The sequence below is a fragment of the Streptomyces sp. NPDC059009 genome, from assembly GCF_042740175.1.
Classification (GTDB): Bacteria; Actinomycetota; Actinomycetes; order Streptomycetales; family Streptomycetaceae; genus Streptomyces.
On the sequence record NZ_JBHYJB010000029.1, the window covers coordinates 103,508 to 121,022 of the forward strand.

Annotated in this window: 13 protein-coding genes; 9 read left to right on the forward strand and 4 right to left on the reverse strand. The window is 74.8% G+C overall.

All coding sequences use genetic code 11. The features are described from left to right. Nucleotides 1–71: 71 nt before the first annotated feature. Nucleotides 72–1,154: a helix-turn-helix transcriptional regulator gene (locus ACFWYM_RS27195; protein ID WP_384842566.1), complete on the reverse strand. Its 1,083-nt coding sequence runs from the start codon at nt 1,152–1,154 to the stop codon at nt 72–74. 1 nt (nt 1,155) lies between these two features. Beyond that, nucleotides 1,156–2,121, reverse strand: a complete 966-nt coding sequence (locus tag ACFWYM_RS27200) for a DUF4097 domain-containing protein (RefSeq protein ID WP_384842569.1) — start codon at nt 2,119–2,121, stop codon at nt 1,156–1,158. A gap of 158 nt (nt 2,122–2,279) precedes the next feature. On the opposite strand from ACFWYM_RS27200, the gene ACFWYM_RS27205 reads away from it, so the two are divergent. Beyond that, entirely contained in the window at nt 2,280–3,131 is an 852-nt protein-coding gene (locus ACFWYM_RS27205) for a hypothetical protein (protein WP_384842572.1), read from the forward strand. Nucleotides 3,132–3,371: 240 nt separating this feature from the next. Here ACFWYM_RS27205 and ACFWYM_RS27210 read toward each other — a convergent pair whose 3' ends face one another. Continuing rightward, a complete protein-coding gene (locus ACFWYM_RS27210; RefSeq protein WP_384842575.1) occupies nt 3,372–4,001 on the reverse strand; it encodes a TetR/AcrR family transcriptional regulator in 630 nt (209 codons plus the stop codon). 93 nt (nt 4,002–4,094) lie between these two features. Between ACFWYM_RS27210 and ACFWYM_RS27215 the strand changes: the two genes are divergently transcribed. Then, a complete protein-coding gene (locus ACFWYM_RS27215) occupies nt 4,095–5,063 on the forward strand; it encodes a TIGR03620 family F420-dependent LLM class oxidoreductase (protein ID WP_384842578.1) in 969 nt (322 codons plus the stop codon). 36 nt (nt 5,064–5,099) lie between these two features. Here ACFWYM_RS27215 and ACFWYM_RS27220 read toward each other — a convergent pair whose 3' ends face one another. After that, a complete protein-coding gene (locus tag ACFWYM_RS27220) occupies nt 5,100–5,282 on the reverse strand; it encodes a DUF6104 family protein (RefSeq protein ID WP_019075209.1) in 183 nt (60 codons plus the stop codon). Nucleotides 5,283–5,473: 191 nt separating this feature from the next. Here ACFWYM_RS27220 and ACFWYM_RS27225 point away from each other — a divergent pair, with 191 nt between their 5' ends. From ACFWYM_RS27225 to fxsT, 7 genes are all read left to right on the forward strand, one after another. Continuing rightward, nucleotides 5,474–5,929 (forward strand): CU044_2847 family protein, encoded by a 456-nt coding sequence (locus ACFWYM_RS27225; RefSeq protein ID WP_384842581.1) that lies wholly within the window; start codon nt 5,474–5,476, stop codon nt 5,927–5,929. Beyond that, on the forward strand, nt 5,922–7,982 hold the full coding sequence (locus ACFWYM_RS27230; RefSeq protein WP_384842585.1) for a trypsin-like peptidase domain-containing protein: 2,061 nt from the start codon (nt 5,922–5,924) through the stop codon (nt 7,980–7,982). The genes ACFWYM_RS27225 and ACFWYM_RS27230 overlap by 8 nt, the downstream gene beginning before the upstream one ends. Nucleotides 7,983–8,147: 165 nt before the next feature. Further along, complete coding sequence (locus ACFWYM_RS27235; protein ID WP_384842588.1) at nt 8,148–9,149, forward strand: AAA family ATPase; 1,002 nt, start codon at nt 8,148–8,150, stop codon at nt 9,147–9,149. A gap of 6 nt (nt 9,150–9,155) precedes the next feature. Then, a complete protein-coding gene (locus ACFWYM_RS27240; RefSeq protein ID WP_384842590.1) occupies nt 9,156–13,052 on the forward strand; it encodes an SAV_2336 N-terminal domain-related protein in 3,897 nt (1,298 codons plus the stop codon). Further along, a complete protein-coding gene (locus tag ACFWYM_RS27245; protein ID WP_384842593.1) occupies nt 13,049–13,207 on the forward strand; it encodes a hypothetical protein in 159 nt (52 codons plus the stop codon). The genes ACFWYM_RS27240 and ACFWYM_RS27245 overlap by 4 nt, the downstream gene beginning before the upstream one ends. Further along, complete coding sequence (locus tag ACFWYM_RS27250) at nt 13,204–14,430, forward strand: FxsB family cyclophane-forming radical SAM/SPASM peptide maturase (protein ID WP_384842596.1); 1,227 nt, start codon at nt 13,204–13,206, stop codon at nt 14,428–14,430. The genes ACFWYM_RS27245 and ACFWYM_RS27250 overlap by 4 nt, the downstream gene beginning before the upstream one ends. Before the next feature lie 70 nt (nt 14,431–14,500). Further along, the gene (fxsT, locus tag ACFWYM_RS27255) at nt 14,501–17,365 is read left to right on the forward strand and encodes an FxSxx-COOH system tetratricopeptide repeat protein (RefSeq protein ID WP_384842600.1); all 2,865 of its coding nucleotides are present in this window, start codon (nt 14,501–14,503) and stop codon (nt 17,363–17,365) included. The last annotated feature ends 150 nt before the right edge of the window (nt 17,366–17,515 follow it).

Here is a 17,515-nt window from a genome sequence, read left to right on the forward strand (position 1 = left end):
GCTTTCCCTTCGGCGTGCGTTTCCCACCCCTTGAGTCGTCGTGCGCCTCCCGGGGAGGGGAGCCTCCGCGCTTACGCGTGGGGTGTGCCCAGTGTCGCCGCGATGAGCGTTGCCGCCGTCGCCAAGTGGTCGCGGAACTCGCGGAGTTGGTCGTCGGTGACGCCGTGGTCGCGGGCCCGGTCGCGGATGTCGTCGCGGAAGCGGTCCAGGAGGCGCTCCAGGTCGCGGGCGGGGTCGCCCGTCGTGTCGGGCTCCTTGGCCCAGTCCGGGAGGAATTCGACCGGGAGCTTCGGGTCGGCCGGGGTGAAGGTGGGGGCGGGTGCCGTGTCCTCGGGGGTGGGGTGGCTGTCGGGTTGGGTGGGCTTCTCCGCAGGGTCCTTCTTGAGGTTCGGGGTGGGGGGTTCCTGCGAGGGTGTCTCGTTGGTCGGTCGGCTCATGTTCTTGCCGAACTCCATGCTGAACTCGCCGAACTCCTTGGCCAGTTCGGACAGTCCCTCGCGCACCCCCGTCGGCCAGTCGCCCTGGGCGAAGTGGTCCTGGACGCGGGTGGCGATGCGCTGGAGCTGTTCCTGGACCTCGGCGTGTGCCTGCTCCTGGGCGTCCTTGGCCTGGCGGCGGGCCTGCTTGGCCTCCTCGCGGGCCCGGCGGCTCTCGTCCTTGGCTCGCCGCGCCTGCTCCTTCCACTCCTGCTTGGCGCGCTTGAACTCCTCCTTGGCCTGGCCCCAGCCTTCCTTGTCGGCCCAGTTGCCCGTGGTGGCGGCGGAGGTGCGTGCCTCCTTCGCGGCGGCGCGCATCTCGCGGCGCAGGTCGCCGACGGCGCCCTGTACCCCGTCCCTGATCTCGGCGGCGAGTTCGGCGACGGACTCGCGGATCTCCAGCTCCAGGTCGGCCAACTCGCCGCTGCGGTCGGCCAGTTCGGCGCGGCCCGCGTCCGTGATCGCGTACACCTTGCGGCCGCCCTCGGTCGTGTGGGTGACCAGGCCCTCGGCCTCCAGCTTCGCCAGGCGCGGATAGACCGTGCCCGCCGAAGGCGCGTACAGGCCCTGGAAGCGCTCCTCCAGGAGACGGATGACCTCGTAGCCGTGGCGGGGGGCCTCGTCCAGGAGCTTCAGCAGGTACAGGCGCAGGCGGCCGTGGGCGAACACGGGGGGCATCTCAGAGCACCTTCTTGTCGGTCGGGGCGGAGGTGTTCTCGGCGGCGGGGGTGTCGGACGGGGGCCTGTCAGTGGGGGCCTCGGCAGTGGGTGACTTGGCAGTGGGTGACTCGTCGGTGGGCGTCCCGTCCGGTGGGGTCGCCTCGTAAGGATCTTCCTCCGTCGGTGGCCTGCGCAGCAGCGCGATCGAGCCGGACACCGTCGTCGCCCGGAGCTTGCCGCGGCCCTCGCCGAGCCGTCCCGTGATCTTCTTCGCGCCCCACTGGCCGCCGACGCGGAGGTCCTCGAAAGCGTTCGACACCGAGCCGCTCGCCGTGTTCGCCTCTACCTCCGCGTCCGCCGGGTGGGGGATGCGGATCGCGATCTCCCCCGACACGTTCAGCAGCGTGACGTCGGCCGGGCGGTCCGCCGGGTCGAGGTCCACGATCATCGAGCCGCTCACCGACTCCGCGCGCACCGCGGGGCCCGTGCCCTCCATGACCGTCAGATCGCCGGAGACCGACTTGAAGGTCAGGTCGCCGCTGACGCCCTGCATCTCCACGTCCCCGGAGACGGAGTCGGCGCGGACCGGGCCGGAGAGGCCGACGAGGGTGGTGGCGCCGGTGATCGTCTTCACCTGCGCGGGCCCCTCGATGCCGGAGACCATGACCGCCGCGCCGACGGCGCCCACCTCGACGCGGGTACCGGCCGGGACGGCCAGCGAGACCGCCGCGCTGCGCCGGTGGCTCTTGAGGTCGAGCAGCCGGAACAGGCCGGGGCCCTTGTGGTCGTCGTGGACGACGGAAAGGGTGCCGTCCTCGTGCGTGACGGTGAGGGCGGGGCCGTTGATGTCGGAGATCTCGAGGCGGGCCGAGGTCTCGTCCGTGCCGACCACGTTCACCGTGCCGTTCACCGTGCGGACGCGGACTGTCTTCAGGGGTGCGCCGAAGGTGAGCTTCCTGGGCTCGTCGACGATCCACTCTGGCATGGGGTTGACCTCCCTGGTCGACGCGACGCACCATATCGCGTCTTCGCTATACACGATATATCGCGGTTCGCAGAAGTCAAGGTGTGGTCCGGTCGCCCTGTCGCTCGCTGCGCCTAGTTCTCTGCGCCAAAGATGGTGAATTGTCCTAGCGTGGGGCCATGTCGTCCGACGATGCCGCCGCCTCCGCCGGCTCCGTGAGCGGGCCCGCCAAGGGTGCGGGTGCGCTGCTGCTCTGCAGGTCCGAACCCGAAGCGGTCGAGTCCGTGGCTCAGTTGCTGCGCGAGCGCATGCTGCTGGTTCCGGCGGGGCCGGAGTGGAGCGTGCTCGTTCCCGAGGGCAAGCCCTGGCTCGACGACGGCGAGCCCGTCGACCGGGTGCTCACCGGGTGGGCCACCGCGCTCGCGGTCGGCGCGCCCTGGCCGGTCCTCGCCCTGTGGTGGGACCCCGACCGCTCCGGCTACACCCTCGCGTCCGGGTTCCGGCGCACCGTCGGGTACGTGTGGCTCGCGAACGGCACGCCCGTCGGGGAGGACGAGGCGATGCGGACCTTCGCGGCCCGGCTCGGCCTCGATCCCGTCCTCGACATGCAGTCCCTGGAGGCGCTGACCCGGCCCGACTCGGAGGCGGACGCGCGGGCGCGGATGCTGGGGCTCGTCGCCGTTCTCTCGCGGGCGGGGCTCGTGCTGCCCGCCGGTCTGGGGCCCGGTGAACCGGCCGATCGGCTGCGGGAGGTCGCTCGCGTGCAGCGTGCTGTGCGGCAGGTGGAGTGGTCCGGGTGGCGTGACGCGGTGCGGGCCGAGCTGGATGTGGTGGAGAGCGGGCCCGCGGGGGTGTGGCTGCGGGGGCCCAAGGCCCGGGGGCTGGCCGTCGCTCAGCTGGTCGCCGGGGTTCCGCTCGCTGCGTGGGCCGTGCGGCGGCGTAGTGGGGGGTGGGCTGTTGCCGGGGTGTTGTTGGTGGTGCAGGGGGTGGTGGGGCTGGCGTATGACCGGGTGCGGGGCGGAAGGGGCTGAGGGGTGGGAGGGGTTGAGGGGTGGGGCCCTGCGGGGCCTTTTCCCCGATCCCGCCCCTTCCCGAAAGGGCGACTCCGTCGCCCTTGGGTGGCCTTCCTGGGGCTTCGCCCCTAGACCCCCGTATCGGCGCTGAACGCGCCTCGTCCTCAAACGCCGGACGGGCTGGAGGGGGCGGGCCGGAGGAGGGAGGCGGAGGAGGGGAGGGCTGGAGGAGGGGGGCTGGAGGGGAGTGGGGCGGAGTTAGTTGGGGTGGGCGTGTACCGCGTTCAGTACCAGTCCCAGCAAGCGGTCCGGCTGTTCCGTGTCGCTCGTGCCACGGGTCGTGGACAGGGCGATCCCCACGACCAGTTGGACCAGGTCGCCCGGGGTCAGGTCGGGGCGGGCCGTGCCCTGCTGCTGGGCTCGGGTCAGGAGTCCCGCCGCCGTTTCGAGGATGCGCTGGTGGCAGTCGAAGCCCAGTGCGTCGGGTGTCGCCGTCTTCTCCAGGACCAGCGCGCCGCCCATTCCCTGGTTCACGCGCGCGTGGGCGAGGAACGCGCTCAGCCAGTCGGCCAGCGCCTCGTCCGGGGAGAGTGGGGACGTGGGGGAGAGGAGCTCGTCCGCCCGGGCGCACAGGGTCTCGATGCGGTCCTTGAGTACCGCCGTCAGCAGGGCGCTGCGGTGCGGGAAGTGGCGGTAGAGGGTGCCGGGGCCCACCCCGGCCCTGCGGGCGATCTCGTTGAGCGAGGCGTCGGGGCCCAGCTCGGCGAAGGCGTCCCGGGCCACGGCGACGATCCGCTCCCGGTTGCGGCGGGCGTCCGCGCGTGGGGGGCGTGCCTGGTCCGTCGTTCGCGGGGTCTGCGCCTCGGGTGCCCGTGCCTTCCGTGTCATCGCCGCATCGTACAAGGGGGGTAGCTAAGCGGAGAAGTTCTCCGTATGGTGTCGAGGGTTATCCGGAGAGGTTCTCCGGAATGTTGGAACGGGATGCCGGATACGGGATTGGGGAGGTGTCGGGTGCTTGCTGGGGATCTGGGGCGGGTCGGGGTCTGGACGTTCGCCTTCGACGCGCAGCCCGCGGGGCTGGTGCGGGAGGGTGCCGCGGAGATCGAGGAGCTGGGGTACGGCGCGCTCTGGTTCGGGGAGGCGTACGGGCGGGACGCGGCGGGGCAGGCGTCGCTGCTGCTCGCGGCGACGCGGCGCCTCGTCGTCGCGACGGGCATCGCCAGCGTCGAACGCAGGGACCCCGTATCCATGGCGATGGTGGAGCGCACCCTGGGCGAGGCGTTCCCCGGGCGCTTCCTGCTCGGCATCGGCGGGCACCGCACCGCGAGCCAGCCCGGCGCCGAACCGGCGTACAGAAGTGGCCGGTCCGGGCCGACGGGCGCCCCGCGCGCGGGAGCCCTGGGGATGATGCGGGACTATCTGGACGCCATGGACGCCGCCGCCCGGCTGCCGGGGGTGCCGGCCGTCCCGGAATCCGTGCCGCGCCGCGTGCTCGCCGCGCTCGGGCCGAAGATGCTTCAGCTCGCGGCCGAGCGGACCTGGGGCGCCCACTCCTACTTCGTCCCCGTCGCACACACCGCACGCGCCCGCGCGGCCCTCGGCCCGCACGCCTTCCTCGGGGTCGAACAGGCCGTCGTGCTCGACCGGAACCTGGACCGGGCCCGCGAGGTCGCGGCGGCACATGTCGCGGGCTACATGGCGATGGCCCACCACCAGATCGCGAACGTGCGGCGGCTCGGGTTCGGGGACGAGGATTTCGTGGACGGGCGGCCCAGCCGTCGTCTGGTGGACGCGATCGTCGCCTACGGAGACGTCGACGCTCTCCACGCGCGCGTGCGGGAACATCTGGACGCGGGCGCCGACCACGTCTGTGTGCAGGTGCTGACCGCCGACCCGGGGGTGCTGCCGCGCGCGGAGTGGCGCGAGCTGGCGCCCGCCCTGGTGGGGTGAGATCCGGCCCCGGGAGACCTGGAAGGCGTGGAACGCCTACTCGTCGTCGTCCTCGTCGTCCAGGCGCGCCAGCCACGTCGCCAGGCGTTCGACCGGGACCTCGAAGTCCGGATTGAGGTCCACGAAGGTGCGGAGCTGCTCGGCGAGCCACTCGAAGGTGACCTCCTCCTCGCCGCGCCGCTTCTCCAGCTCCTCGATGCCACGGTCGGTGAAGTACAACTCGTGCTCCTGTGTTCCTGGTGCGAAGGGGGCCGGATCCGCGTACGGAATTCCGGCGAGAATCCATCGTAGGCCGTGCTGGAACACGGTCGCCCTGCAACCGTGTCCGCCCTTAACCTCGTCGTGGATCAAGTGAGGTCGCTGAGGGGCGCGTTGGGCCGCTCGCGAGACGGGGAGACGGGGGACGGGGCGTGGCCGGACATGTGCAGCGGATCGAGCTGCCGGGCGGGCAGATCGTGTACGCCCGGGTCTCCACGGGGACCGGTGCGGGCGAGGACGACGAGGACGTCGGCGTTCTCGAGACCGCCGTGGCCAAGGTCGAGGAGCTCGGCGAGCTGATCCGCAGGGTCGGCGGCTCCGTGCTCGACGCCGCGAGCGCGGTCGCCCCCGACGAGGCGAGCATCACCTTCGGGGTGGAGCTCAGCGCCAAGTCCGGCAAGGTCCTCGCCGTGCTCGCCGAGGGCGAGGCCAAGGCGTCGGTGCAGGTCCAGCTGACCTGGCAGTTCGACCGCGAAGCCCGTAACGACGGGACCGGCGGCACCGGCGGCACCGGCGGCACCCATGGAACCGGCAATACCGGCAACACCGATGGAACCGGCAGCACCGGCGGAAGCGGCGCCCCCGGCACCGGCGGCCCCCATGCCTGAGCCCCACCTCCGCCTCGACGCCCTCACCCAGGCCGCCACCGTCCAGCTGCTCGCCGCCGAAGGGGACGGGGACGGGGCCTCGCTGTGGGGCAGCGGGTTCTTCGTCGCGCCCGGGTGGGTGCTGACCTGCGCGCATGTGCTGATGCCGCACGTGGGGCGGGACCTCGGGCGGGTGTTCGCGGTGCGCGGGGCCGAGCTCAACGACGGGATTCCCGTGGCGGCGCGGCTCGACCAGTGGCTGGTGACCGACGCCGGGCGGTCCGTGGTGCCGCCGCACGAGGACCTCGCCCTGGTGCGGCTCGTCGGCGCCGAGGGTGAGGAGGAGGGGGCGGAGGAAGGGGAGGGGGAGTACCGGGACGCGTACGGGGACCGGTACGAGCACGAGTGCGTGTGGCTCGCCGATCGTGCCGTCCGGCACCTCGGGCCCGTCACCGTCTACGGGTACCAGCCCGACGAGGCCGGCGGGCGCGCCGCCGGGGCCAAGCCGTGGAGCGCGGAGGCCGAGACGAACGCGCGCGACGGTGACTGCGGGCTGCGTCTCGCCCCTGACGTGGCCTTCCCCAAGGGGGTCTCCGGCGGGCCGCTGCTCGACCCGCGCACCGGGGCCGTCGTCGGCCTCGTCAAGGCGCGCCGCAAGGAGCGCGACGGGGGGCTCGCCATCGCGCTGCCCGCGCTGCGCCGGTTCGGCGCCCGCTACCGCGAGGTCATGGCCGCGCACGACCGCTGGCACGCCACGTCGCCGCGTCCCGTCGTCGGTGACAACTGGATCGACGAGCAGCAGCGGCTCCTCGGGAGCGATCCGCGGCCGGGGCCCGAGGACTGGACGCCGAAGGACCGGCGCGCCGCCCTCGGCCTGCTCGCCGGGCTGCCCGCGCCCGCCGCCGCGCCCTCCGTCGCCCGGCTCGTGCGCAAGGTGCGCGGCCGCAAGCCGCCCGGCGCCCCGCCGTCCCTGCTCGGCTGGCGCGACGGCCACGGGCTGCTCTACGACGGTGAACTCCCGCAGGACGCCCTCACGTTCCTGCACTACCTGCGGCTCGTCGCCCTGTATGTGCGGGAGAGGGGCGGGGATGCTGGGGCTCTGGAGCGGTGGGTGAGCGCGCGGCTCGGGGAGGATGACCGGACCCATCTGCACGCGCTGGTGACCGATGCCCGGCTGCCCGATGCCCTGCTGCCCGCCCCCGAGGCCCCGCCGCGCTCCCTCGTCGCCTACCCGGGGCCCGGCGAAGGGCCCACCGTCACCGTCCTCCTCGACCCCGTGATCGGTGCGCGGCCCGCCCGCTTCCACTGGCAGATCTGGGTCAACGACAGCGTGTACGACGGTGAGACGCACATGGTCGCCGAGGACTACTCCGGAGAGGGCTTTCTGCCGAAGGACCTGGTGCAGTCGCTGCGTGACCCGCTCGCCCGGACCCTGCACGGGCAGGACGGCGAGGGCCCTCCCGTACCGCTCGAATTCGCCCTGCCCGCCGAGCACTTCGACACCCAGGTGCACCGCTGGCGGCTCGACGACATCGGGCTGCTCTACGCCAGCGAACACCTGAGCACGCAGCGCGCCGTCGTCCTGCGCGCGCTCACGCGCCGGGGAGAACCGGACAAAGAGTGGGGCGACCGGTGGCGGGCCCTCACGGAGGCGGGCGGGGTGACGGCGGCCCGGGTGCCCGTGCGCGACAGCAGGCCGCAGGCGCGGCATCTCTCCCGGCTGCCGCACGCCGCGGTCCCGGTCATGTGCCGGCCCGCCGGGCGCGGCACCGGGCGCGAGGTCATGCGGCTCGTCCTCGGCACCGGGCACGGCGTGGCCCTGTGGGACATCGACGGGCACGCCACGCGCGGGTGCCACGATTCCTGCGACGCGCTGCACGCGCGCGTGGAGCGGCTCTTCGGCGGGCTCGACTCGGTGGCCGAACTCCCCGACCGGCTGCGCCACATCCGGCACCACATCAGCCAGGGCGGCGACGGCGGGCACTGGCGCTGGGCCGAGCCGATGGCCCTCCTGTACGACGACCCGAGGCGGCCGCTGCCGCCGGAGGACACGACTCCGGCGGACTCGCCATGAGCGGGCCCACTCGTTCAACCACCTGGCTGGATAAGGATGTTCAGGTGTGCGGGCGTGGGTACATTTTCAGGGGCCCGTTGTGGGCGCCCGTTGCCCCCGTCGGCCAGGACCCGGCCATGACCCGGCCAGCCACCGACCGTCACGACCGTCGACGAGGAGCACGCAGTGACCGGATGGTTCATCTACGAGGGTGTCGGTGGTCCGGATCCGGACAAGATCGACCGGCGGCCCGCGCCGCCGCCCTGGCGCGACTTCGACGCCGAGCCCGTCCCGTACGAGGTCCCGGACATCGACACCGCCACCCAGCGCCGCCTCGGCTCCAGCGCCGTCCCGATGTCCGTCCAGGACGTCGAGACCCTTGAACTCATCAATGCTGCCCTCTACTTGAGGCGTCCCCTGCTGGTCACCGGTGAGCCCGGCTCCGGGAAGAGCACCCTCGCGCACTCCCTCGCCCATGAGCTGGGCCTCGGCCGGGTGCTGCAGTGGGCCGTCGTCAGCCGCAGCGAACTGAAGGACGGCCTCTACTCGTACGACGCGATCGGCCGCCTCCAGGACAACCAGCTCGGCCGCGACCAGGCCGAGGACATCGGCCGCTACATCCGGCTCGGCCCGCTCGGCACCGCCCTGATCGCCGCCGAACGGCCGCGCGTGCTGCTCATCGACGAGCTCGACAAGAGCGACATCGACCTGCCGAACGACCTCCTGAATGTGCTGGAGGAGGGCGAGTTCGGCATCCCCGAGCTGGAGCGCATCGCCGACCGGCCCGGTCAGGAGACCGTGCATGTGCTGACCGACGACGGGCGCCGGGTGCCCGTCACCCGGGGGCGGGTGCGCTGTCGCGCCTTCCCCGTCGTCGTCATGACCAGCAACCGCGAGCGGGAGTTCCCCGGGCCGCTCCTTCGCCGCTGTGTCTCGCTCGACCTGGAGCCGCCGCGCGACCAGCGGCTCGCGGCGATGGTCCTGGCCCACTTCGGGCTCGACGCGTACGACGAGAACATCGACATCGTCGACCAGTTCACCGACGCCGAGTCGGACGGGACCCTGCTCCCCACCGACCAGCTCCTGAACGCCATCTTCCTGGCCCAGCACGCGGCCCGGCAGCAGCCCGGGCGGCGCGAGGAGATCGCCGGGCTGCTCCTTCGGCCCCTCGACCGCGGGCCCCGGTGACCTGAGTTGACCGCCTCCCCGCCCGGACCCGACGCCGCCCCGAGCCGTGCGCTCGCGGTGCTCGTCGCGCGGCTGCGGGAGGCCGGGCTCGCCCCCGGAGTGGAGGAGCTCGCCGACACGCTGTGGCTGGCCGGGCAGGTGGCCGAGCGCAGCGGTGCCCGGAAGCTGCGGCCCGCCGAGCCGCTGCCGGCGCCCGGACCCGGAGGCGGCGGCAGCCAGGGCGGCCAGTCGGTGCTCCGGCCGCCCGAGCCGCGCGCCGACACCGGCTCGACACGGGTGCCCGAACAGGCAAGGCGCGCCCGGCTGTTCGCGCCCACCACCGGCGAGGGCGAACCCGGCGGGCGGGGCGTGCCCGTGCGGGTGCCCGCCGCCGCCGTGCTGCCCGACCCGCTCGGACTGCAGCGCGCGCTGCGGCCGTTGCAGCGCTACCGGCCGCCCGTCCGGCCCGTGCCGCGCCACCTGGACGAACAGGCGACCGCCGAGCGCGCCGCCGACACCGGGCTGCTCGTGCCCGTCCTGCGGCACGCCCGGCGGCGCGCGGCCCGGCTGCTGCTCCTCATGGACATCTCGACCTCAACGGTCGTGTGGGAACAGGCACTTGGCGAACTGCGGCAGGTCTGCGAGCGCTCCGGGGCGTTCCGCGAGGTGCGGGTGGAGTTCCTGCACGAGGGGCCCGGCGGGCGCCCCGGGCACGCCGCCACCGCCCGGCCCGGCACCCCGCTCCAGGACCCCGGCCGCCTCAGCGACCCCACCGGCAGCCGCCTCACGCTCGTGCTCAGCGACTGCGCGGGACCGATGTGGCGCAGCGGCCGGATGCAGCGGCTGCTCCACCGGTGGGGCGCCCTCGCGCCGGTCGCCGTCGTCCAGCCGCTGCCCCAGCGCATGTGGCTGCGCACCCATCTGCCGGCCCGCCGCGGACTGCTGCACCGGTGCGAAGGGCCCGCCGGACGGCTCGAGTTCGAGCCCGCGGGCGGCGGCCACGCCCCGGGTGGGGGCGTCCCGGTGCCGGTGCTCGCGCTGCGCCGGTCCGCCGTCGAGGGCTGGGCGGGGCTCGTCGCGGGCTCGACCGGGCAGTGCCTGGAGGGCGCCGCCGGGTGGGCCCTGCCGGGCCACGCGCCCTCCGGCGCGCCCGTGCGGGCCCGGCAGGAGGTCGGCGGCGCGGAGCGGGTGCGGGCCTTCAAACGGACGGCGTCAGGACCGGCGTGGCAGCTCGCCGTGTATCTGTCGGCGGTGCCGCCGATCCTGCCCGTCATGCAGCTGGTGCAGCGCGCGATGCTCGCGGGCAGCGGGCCCGAGGTGCTCGCCGAGGTGCTGCTCGGCGGGCTGCTGCGGCGCAGCGAGCGCCAGGCCGAACCGGAAGTCCTCGGTTACGAGTTCCTGGACGGCGTCGAGGCCGCGCTCCTCGACCACCTCGCCGAGGACGACGTACGGCTGCTGCAGAAGCACTGCTCCGACTACCTGGAGCGGCGCTTCGGGCGCACCGTCCACAACTTCCCCGCGACGGCGGTGGCGCTGCTCGGCGACGCGGCCGAGCCGGACCAGCCGGCCGAGCGCGGGGCCACGGCGGACCACCCGGTGCTGCGGGCGTTCGCGGAGGTCTCCGGGGAGGTGCTGCGCAAGTTCCTGCCGCGGGAGCCGGTACGGGTACCGGAGCCGGCCCAGGGCCGGCGCGGCACGCCCGACGTGGCGCCGCTGCGGGAGCGGGCGCGGGAGGCGTGGCGGAGTTACGCCCGCAAGGGGCAGGCGCGTGAACTCGACCGCGCGGTGGGCCTGTTCGAGGCGCTGGTGCAGGCGCAGACCGTGGGCGGCGGGCAGGCGCCGGGCGCGGACCTCACGGAGCTGGGGGAGGCGCTGCTGCTGCGCTGGGCGGTCCGGCGCGACCCCGCCGACCTGCGGGCGGCCCTCGACGCGGCCGCCGGTCGCGGCCCGCACGCACCGCGCGGGGTGCTGCTCTTCGGCCAGGTCCTCGTGGAGGTCGCCGAGGAGGTGGAGCGGGCGGGGCTCGGCTCGGACGTGGTCCCCGCGCATGTCCGCGAGGAGGCCGCCGAGCGCGGCGGGAGCGGGCGGCTCGCCGTGCTGTGGGCCGAGTTCATCCTGCTGCGGGACGCGGTCATCGAGTTCGGCGGCATCGCGGCGGAGGCCGGTCTGGACGACGAGGCGGACCTCGGCTGGCCCGCCACGCGCAGCCTCGCGATCGCGCTCGGGCGGCTCGCGGTGGTCGCGGCGCGGGTGGTGGAGGGCGGCGGGCGGATCGGCGAGGCGGACACCTTCCGGGCCGCGGGGGCCGCAGGAGTCGCGGGGGCCGCGGGGATCCCGGCGGGCTCGGGGGCGAGTGCGCGCGCCGCGGCGGGCCGGGGCCAGGCGTCGGCCGGCGGCGGGGGACAGCCGTCCCGCGCCCCCCTGTACCGCCTGGAGCACCTCGGCAGCGGCGTCGCCACCGGGAGCGGCGAGCGCAGGGGTGCGGCGGGCGGCGGTGGAGCCGGGGACCCGTCCGGGCGCGGCCCGGGGGCGCGGCGCGGGGCGGCGGACGAGGACGCCGGAGACCTCTCCGCACCCGGCGCCCGGCCCGGCGGCGGGGCGGGCGAGCTGTCCTGGCTCGTCGTCCGGCAGGACGACAACGGCAACCGCTTCCGCGTGGGCCGGTACGCGACCCGGGCCGAGGCCGAGCAGGTCATCGGGTCCCTCGAGGAGCGCGCCCACCGGCCGCTCGGCGCCGCCCCCGAACGGCGCGCCGACCCGCCCCCCGGTGCGGTCGCCGACCGGCGCGCCCAGGACTGGTACGAGCACTACATGCTCCGCGCCGTCGACGCCGCGGGCACCCTCACGGAGGGCCCCGACCCCGCCGACGGCTACCTGCTGCGCGGCCGCCACCGGCTGCGCCTCGCCCGCCACTACGACGGCACGGGCGAGGTCGCCCGCGAGACCGGCCTCGACCCCCGCGCCGAGGTCGACGCGCACGCCCTCGCGGGCGACGCGACCGACGACCTGCGCACGGCCGTCGCCCAGGGCAGCCTGGAAGGCGCCGAACTCGCCCAGACCTGGCTCGACATCGCGGACGCGCTCTGGCTCTCGCGGGACGACGAGGCCGACGAAGGGGGCCGGCGCATGGTGCTCGCCGCCCTGGGTGAGGCCCTGGACGCGGCCGGGGACGACGAGGAGCTCACCCTCGTGTGCCACCTCCGCAAGGCCGAGGCCCACTGGTCCCGCTACCGCTTCACCGACCGCGCCGACCAGCTCCAACTCGCCGTGGAGAGCCTGGAGTCGGCGCTCTCCCGGGTCGGTGTGGACGACCCGCGCCGCGCCCCGCTGCTCGCCCGGCTCGGGGAGGCGCTGGTCTGCCGGGGCCTGGCCGAGCACTCCGCCGCCGACACGGACGCGGCCGTCCGCGCGCTGCGGGAGGCGTACGAGTCGACGCCGGGCGACCACCCCGAGCGGGAGGAGGTCCGGATGCACCTGGCGTACGCGTACGTCGAGCGCTTCCGGGTGCAGGAGGTCCTCGCCGACCTGTACGAGGCCGACTGGATCCTGAGCGCCATCGTCCGCACCCTGCGCCGCGTCCGCCCGGTCCAGCCGCACCTCCTGCCCGTCAGCTGGCTCAAGCGCGGCGAGGTGGCCACCCTGCTCTCCGCGCGCACCGACTCCCTGGACCAGCTGCGCCAGGCGGCCGAGTACTACTCCCGCGCCGCCGGGGCCGCCGCCGAGGCCGGGTACGGCGACATCCAGGCCGAGGCGCTCCAGTCCCGCGGCGAGGTCCTGGAGCAACTCGACGACCCCGAAGCGGCGTTGGACTCCTACCGCAGGGCGCTGGTCCGCCACGGCGAGGCGGGCGCCGACCCGGCCCGCGTCCAGGAGCTGGCCGCCGCGGTCACCCGCCTCGAAGAGCTCCTCGGCGGCCACGCGTGACCACCCCCGCCGACCCCCACGACATACCCCTGCCCGCGATACCCCGGCCGCAGGACACCGCGCACCCCGTGTACGCCGCCCTCCTCGGCGACCTCGCGGAGCGCGCGGCCGCCGTCGGGGAGCCGGTCTGCGCCCAGTACGAAGACGCCCCGTGACCCGGCCGCCCGAGGCGCCGCCCGTCCGGCACCCGCGGTGGCCGCACGCCGCCCTCGACCTCAGCGGCCACCGCCCCACGCCCTTCCGGCAGTTCGTCCTGAAGGTCCACGGCCGGTGCAACCTCGACTGCGCGTACTGCTACATCTACCGCTCCCCGGACACCAGTTGGCGCGAACGGCCCGCGCGGGCCGACGCCGCGACGATGCGGGCCACGGCCGCCCGCATCGCCGACCACGTCACCGCCCACCGGCTGCGCCGCATCCGCATCGAACTGCACGGCGGGGAACCGCTGTTGACGGGGCCGGAGCCGCTGCTCGCCTATGTGGCGGCGGTGCGCGAGGCCGTGCCCGCCGGGTGCGAGGTCGCCGCCACCGTGCAGACCAACGGCACCCTGCTCACCGCCGCCGCGCTCGACCGGCTCGCGGCCGCCGGGGTGCGGGTCGGGCTCAGCCTCGACGGCGGGCGCGCCGCCCACAACGCCGCCCGCGCCGACCACGCGGGCCGCCCCGCCTGGCCCGCCGCCCGCGCCGCCGCGCGACTGCTCGCCGCGCACCCCGCCTCGTACGCCGGGATCCTGTGCACCATCGACCCGCGGACGGACCCCGTCGACGTCTACGAGTCGCTGCTCGGCCTCGCCCCGCCCGGCATCGACTTCCTTCTCCCGCACGGCAATTGGGCCGCGCCGCCGCCCGGGCTCGCGGCCGAGGACCGGCCCGGCCGGTGGCGGCCGCGGCCCACGCCGTACGGGGACTGGCTGGCCGCCGTCTTCGACGCCTGGTGGGACGCGGGGCGGCTGCGGACCCGGGTGCGGCTCTTCCGGGAGATCGCGGCGCTGCTGCTCGGCCTGGACAGCACCGCCGAGGCCGTCGGGCTGTCGCCGCTCGCCGCCGTCGTCGTGGACACGGACGGGGCGATCGAGCAGGTCGACTCGCTCAAGTCCGCCTACCCCGGGGCGCCGGAGACCGGGCTCGACGTCTTCCGGCACTCCTTCGACGCGGCGCTGCGCCACCCGGGCGTCGCCGCCCGGCAGCTGGGCATCGAGGGGCGCTGCGCCGTGTGCCGGGACTGCCCCGTGGTGCGGGTGTGCGGCGGCGGGAACTATGTGCACCGCTACGCGCCCGGCAGCGGCTTTCTGCACCCCAGCGTGTACTGCGCGGACCTGGAGCGGCTCGTCCGGCATGTCGCGAGGCGGCTCACTTCTGCCTCAACAAGCCCTGGATGACACTCTTTTGACGCACAATTGGGTACCTCCTGCACACACCCGTGGCAGGTTCAGCCGAAGAGGGGTCCCGATGGCGGAAGCGACGGTGGAGCGGCGGCCGCATGTCACCGTGGTCTTCGCGGGCCAGAGCGAGTCGTGGGCCGCCTGGATCGAGCACCAGATCCGCAGCGCGGGCCACGCGACCACGCCGGTCCGCTGGAACCCGCTGCAGCGCCCGCCCACCGCCGAGGCGCTCACCGACCTCCTCGACGCCCCCGGGCGCATCCTGCTCATCATCGACGACTGGTACGAGAAGCTGTCCACCGAGCGCTTCCGGGCCTGGGCCGAGGTGCTGCGCGAGGTGCTGCCGCGCCACCGCGACCGCATCGCCGCCGTCAGCATCACCACCGGGCCCATGCCCGACGCCGTCATCGCCCTCGGCCCGGTGGCGCTGCGCGGGCTGAGCCCCGAGGCCGCCCGCAGCCGCGTCCTGGAGTGCGCCGGCATCGACGGCCAGGCGGCGCCCGTCGACCTGGCGCGCGGGCCGCGCTTCCCCGACGACCCGCCCGACGTGTGGAACGCCCAGCGGCGCAACGCCCGCTTCACCGGCCGCACCCGGCTCCTGGAGACCGTCCACGACACCCTCGCGGCCGGCGGCCCCGACGGCCGGGTGCTCGCCCTGCACGGGCCCGGCGGCATCGGCAAGACCCAGCTCGCCCTGGAGTACGTGCACCGCTTCGCCGGGGACTACGACATCGTGTGGTGGGTCACCGCGGGCGGCCGCCGCACCGCCCGCGAACAGTTCGCCGCCCTCGCGCCCCGGCTCGGCCTGGCCGCCGACGACTCCGGCAAGGACCTGGACTCCGTCATCGCCGCCGTGCGCGACGCCCTCGCCCGCACCGCCCGGCCCTGGCTGCTCGTCCTCGACGGCGCGGGCGAGCCCGAGAAGGTCGCCGACCTGCTGCCGGGCAGCCACGGCCATGTGCTGATCACGACGCTGCGCGCGGACTGGGCGGCGTACGCGGAGGCGGTGCCGGTGGAGCCCTTCGAGCGGCGCGAGAGCGTCGCCTTCGTGGGGCGGCGCGCGGCCCGGCTCACCGAGGACGACGCGGAGCAACTGGCCGCCGCCGTCGAGGACATGCCGCTGCTGCTCGACCAGACCGCGGCCTGGCTGGAGATCACCCCGACCGCCTCGGTCACCGAGTACATCAAGGACCTGCGGGGCGGCAGGCCCGACCGGTTCGGCGTCGTGGAGTCCGCGGACTACCCGGAGAGCTTCCAGGTGGCGTGGGCGCTGACCCTCAACACCCTGCGCGACGGCTCCCCGAGCGCCTGGCAGCTGCTCAACCTCCTCGTCTGCTTCTCGCCCGACGTGGTGCCGGTGCGGCTGCTGCAGACCGCGCGCTCCGGCGATCTGCCGCGCCCGCTCGCCGAGCTGGTCGCCGAGCCGAGCAGCTGGAACACGGCGCTGCGCCGGCTCTCCGAGATCACCTCGATGCGTGTCGAGTACGAGCCGGGCCGTCTGGACATCCAGCGGGTCTCCACGCTCCGGATGCACCGCCTCTTCCACCGCTACGTCTGCGCCATCCAGTCGCCCTACGACCGCGCCCGCTACTCGGAGGCGGCCCGCAAGGTGCTGGTCTCGGCCGACCCGCGCGAGCCGTCGGCGGCCGCCAACTGGGCGCGGTACGCCGAGCTCATTCCGCACCTGGAGCCGTCCGGCGCCCTGGAGTCCGCCGACGACGACGTCCGCGAACTCGTCCTCAACTGCGTCGACTATCTGCGCATGCGCGGCGAGTACCACGACGGCCGGTGGCTCAGCCGGCTGGCCGCCGAACGGTGGCGGGAGACGTCCGGGCCCACCGACCGGCACGTCCTCGTCGCCGTCCACCAGCAGGCCAACATGCTGCGCCGCCTGGGCCGTTACGCCGACGCGGAGGAGGTCGGCCGCGACATCCTGACCCGCCTCACGGCCTCTCCCCGCGCCCGCCCCATCGAGCTGATCCGCGCCAAGGACGGCCTCGGCGGCACGCTGATGGCCCTCGGCCGGTACGGGGACGCGCGCGCCCTCTTCCAGGAGGCCGCCGACCAGGCCGCCGCGGAGCTCGGCGAGGGCAACGTCCCGCGCACCCTCACGATCCGCTCCAACCTCGCCGTCGCCCTCTCCCTCGAGGGCCGCTACACCGACTCCCTGACCCTGCACCGCGAACTCTTCGAGGCCCGCAAGCAACTCCTCGGCGGCAAGGACCCGTTGACCCTCCACTCGGCGCTGCGCACCGCGTGGATGCTGCGGCTGCTCGGCGACTACGCGGCGGCCCTGGAGATCCAGGAGCACAACTCCCGGCTGCACAGCCAGGTCCTGGACCGGGGCCACGGCCAGACCCTGCTCGCCGAGCACAACCTCGCCCTGTGCGCGCGCCGCACGGGCGACCTCCAGTTCGCCCAGGTCATGATGCGCCAGGTCCGCGAGAAGGCCCTGCGCAGGCGCGGCACCCAGCACCCCGAGTCCCTGATGGTCTCCTGCGACTACGCGATGCTGCTGCGCCAACTGGGCCGCACGGAGGAGGCCCACGACCTCGCCGACACCACGGCCAAGCTGTACGCGGCGCTCCTGGGAGACGACCACCCGTACTCCATAGGCGCCCGCGACAACGTGGCAACGATCCTCCGCGACACGGGCGACCACCGCGCGGCCCTCACCCTCTCCCGCCGCACGACGTCGGAGATGAACGCGGCCGTGGGCTCCGACCACCCCTGGGCGGTGGGCTGCGCCCGCAACGAGGTCGCGGCGCTGGCGGCGGCGGGCGAACACGAGGCGTCCACGACCCTGGCCGAAACGACCGCGACCCGCTCGGCCCGCTCCCTGGGGGAGGACCACCCCCTGACCCTGGGCATACGAGCGGCCCGCCTCCTCCCCGGCGAAACGGGCTGGGACTTCGAACCACAACCGATCTGACCCCAGAACCCGGCCGTCGGCGACGCGTAGTGCCGGGCGGAGGGGGAGCGAGCCAAGGGGCGCGGGGAACTGCGCAAGAAAGCCGATCCCCCACGGACCCGCACAGGCCCACCAACCCCGGCCCCGGGAAACGGGCGGGGGCCCGGCCCC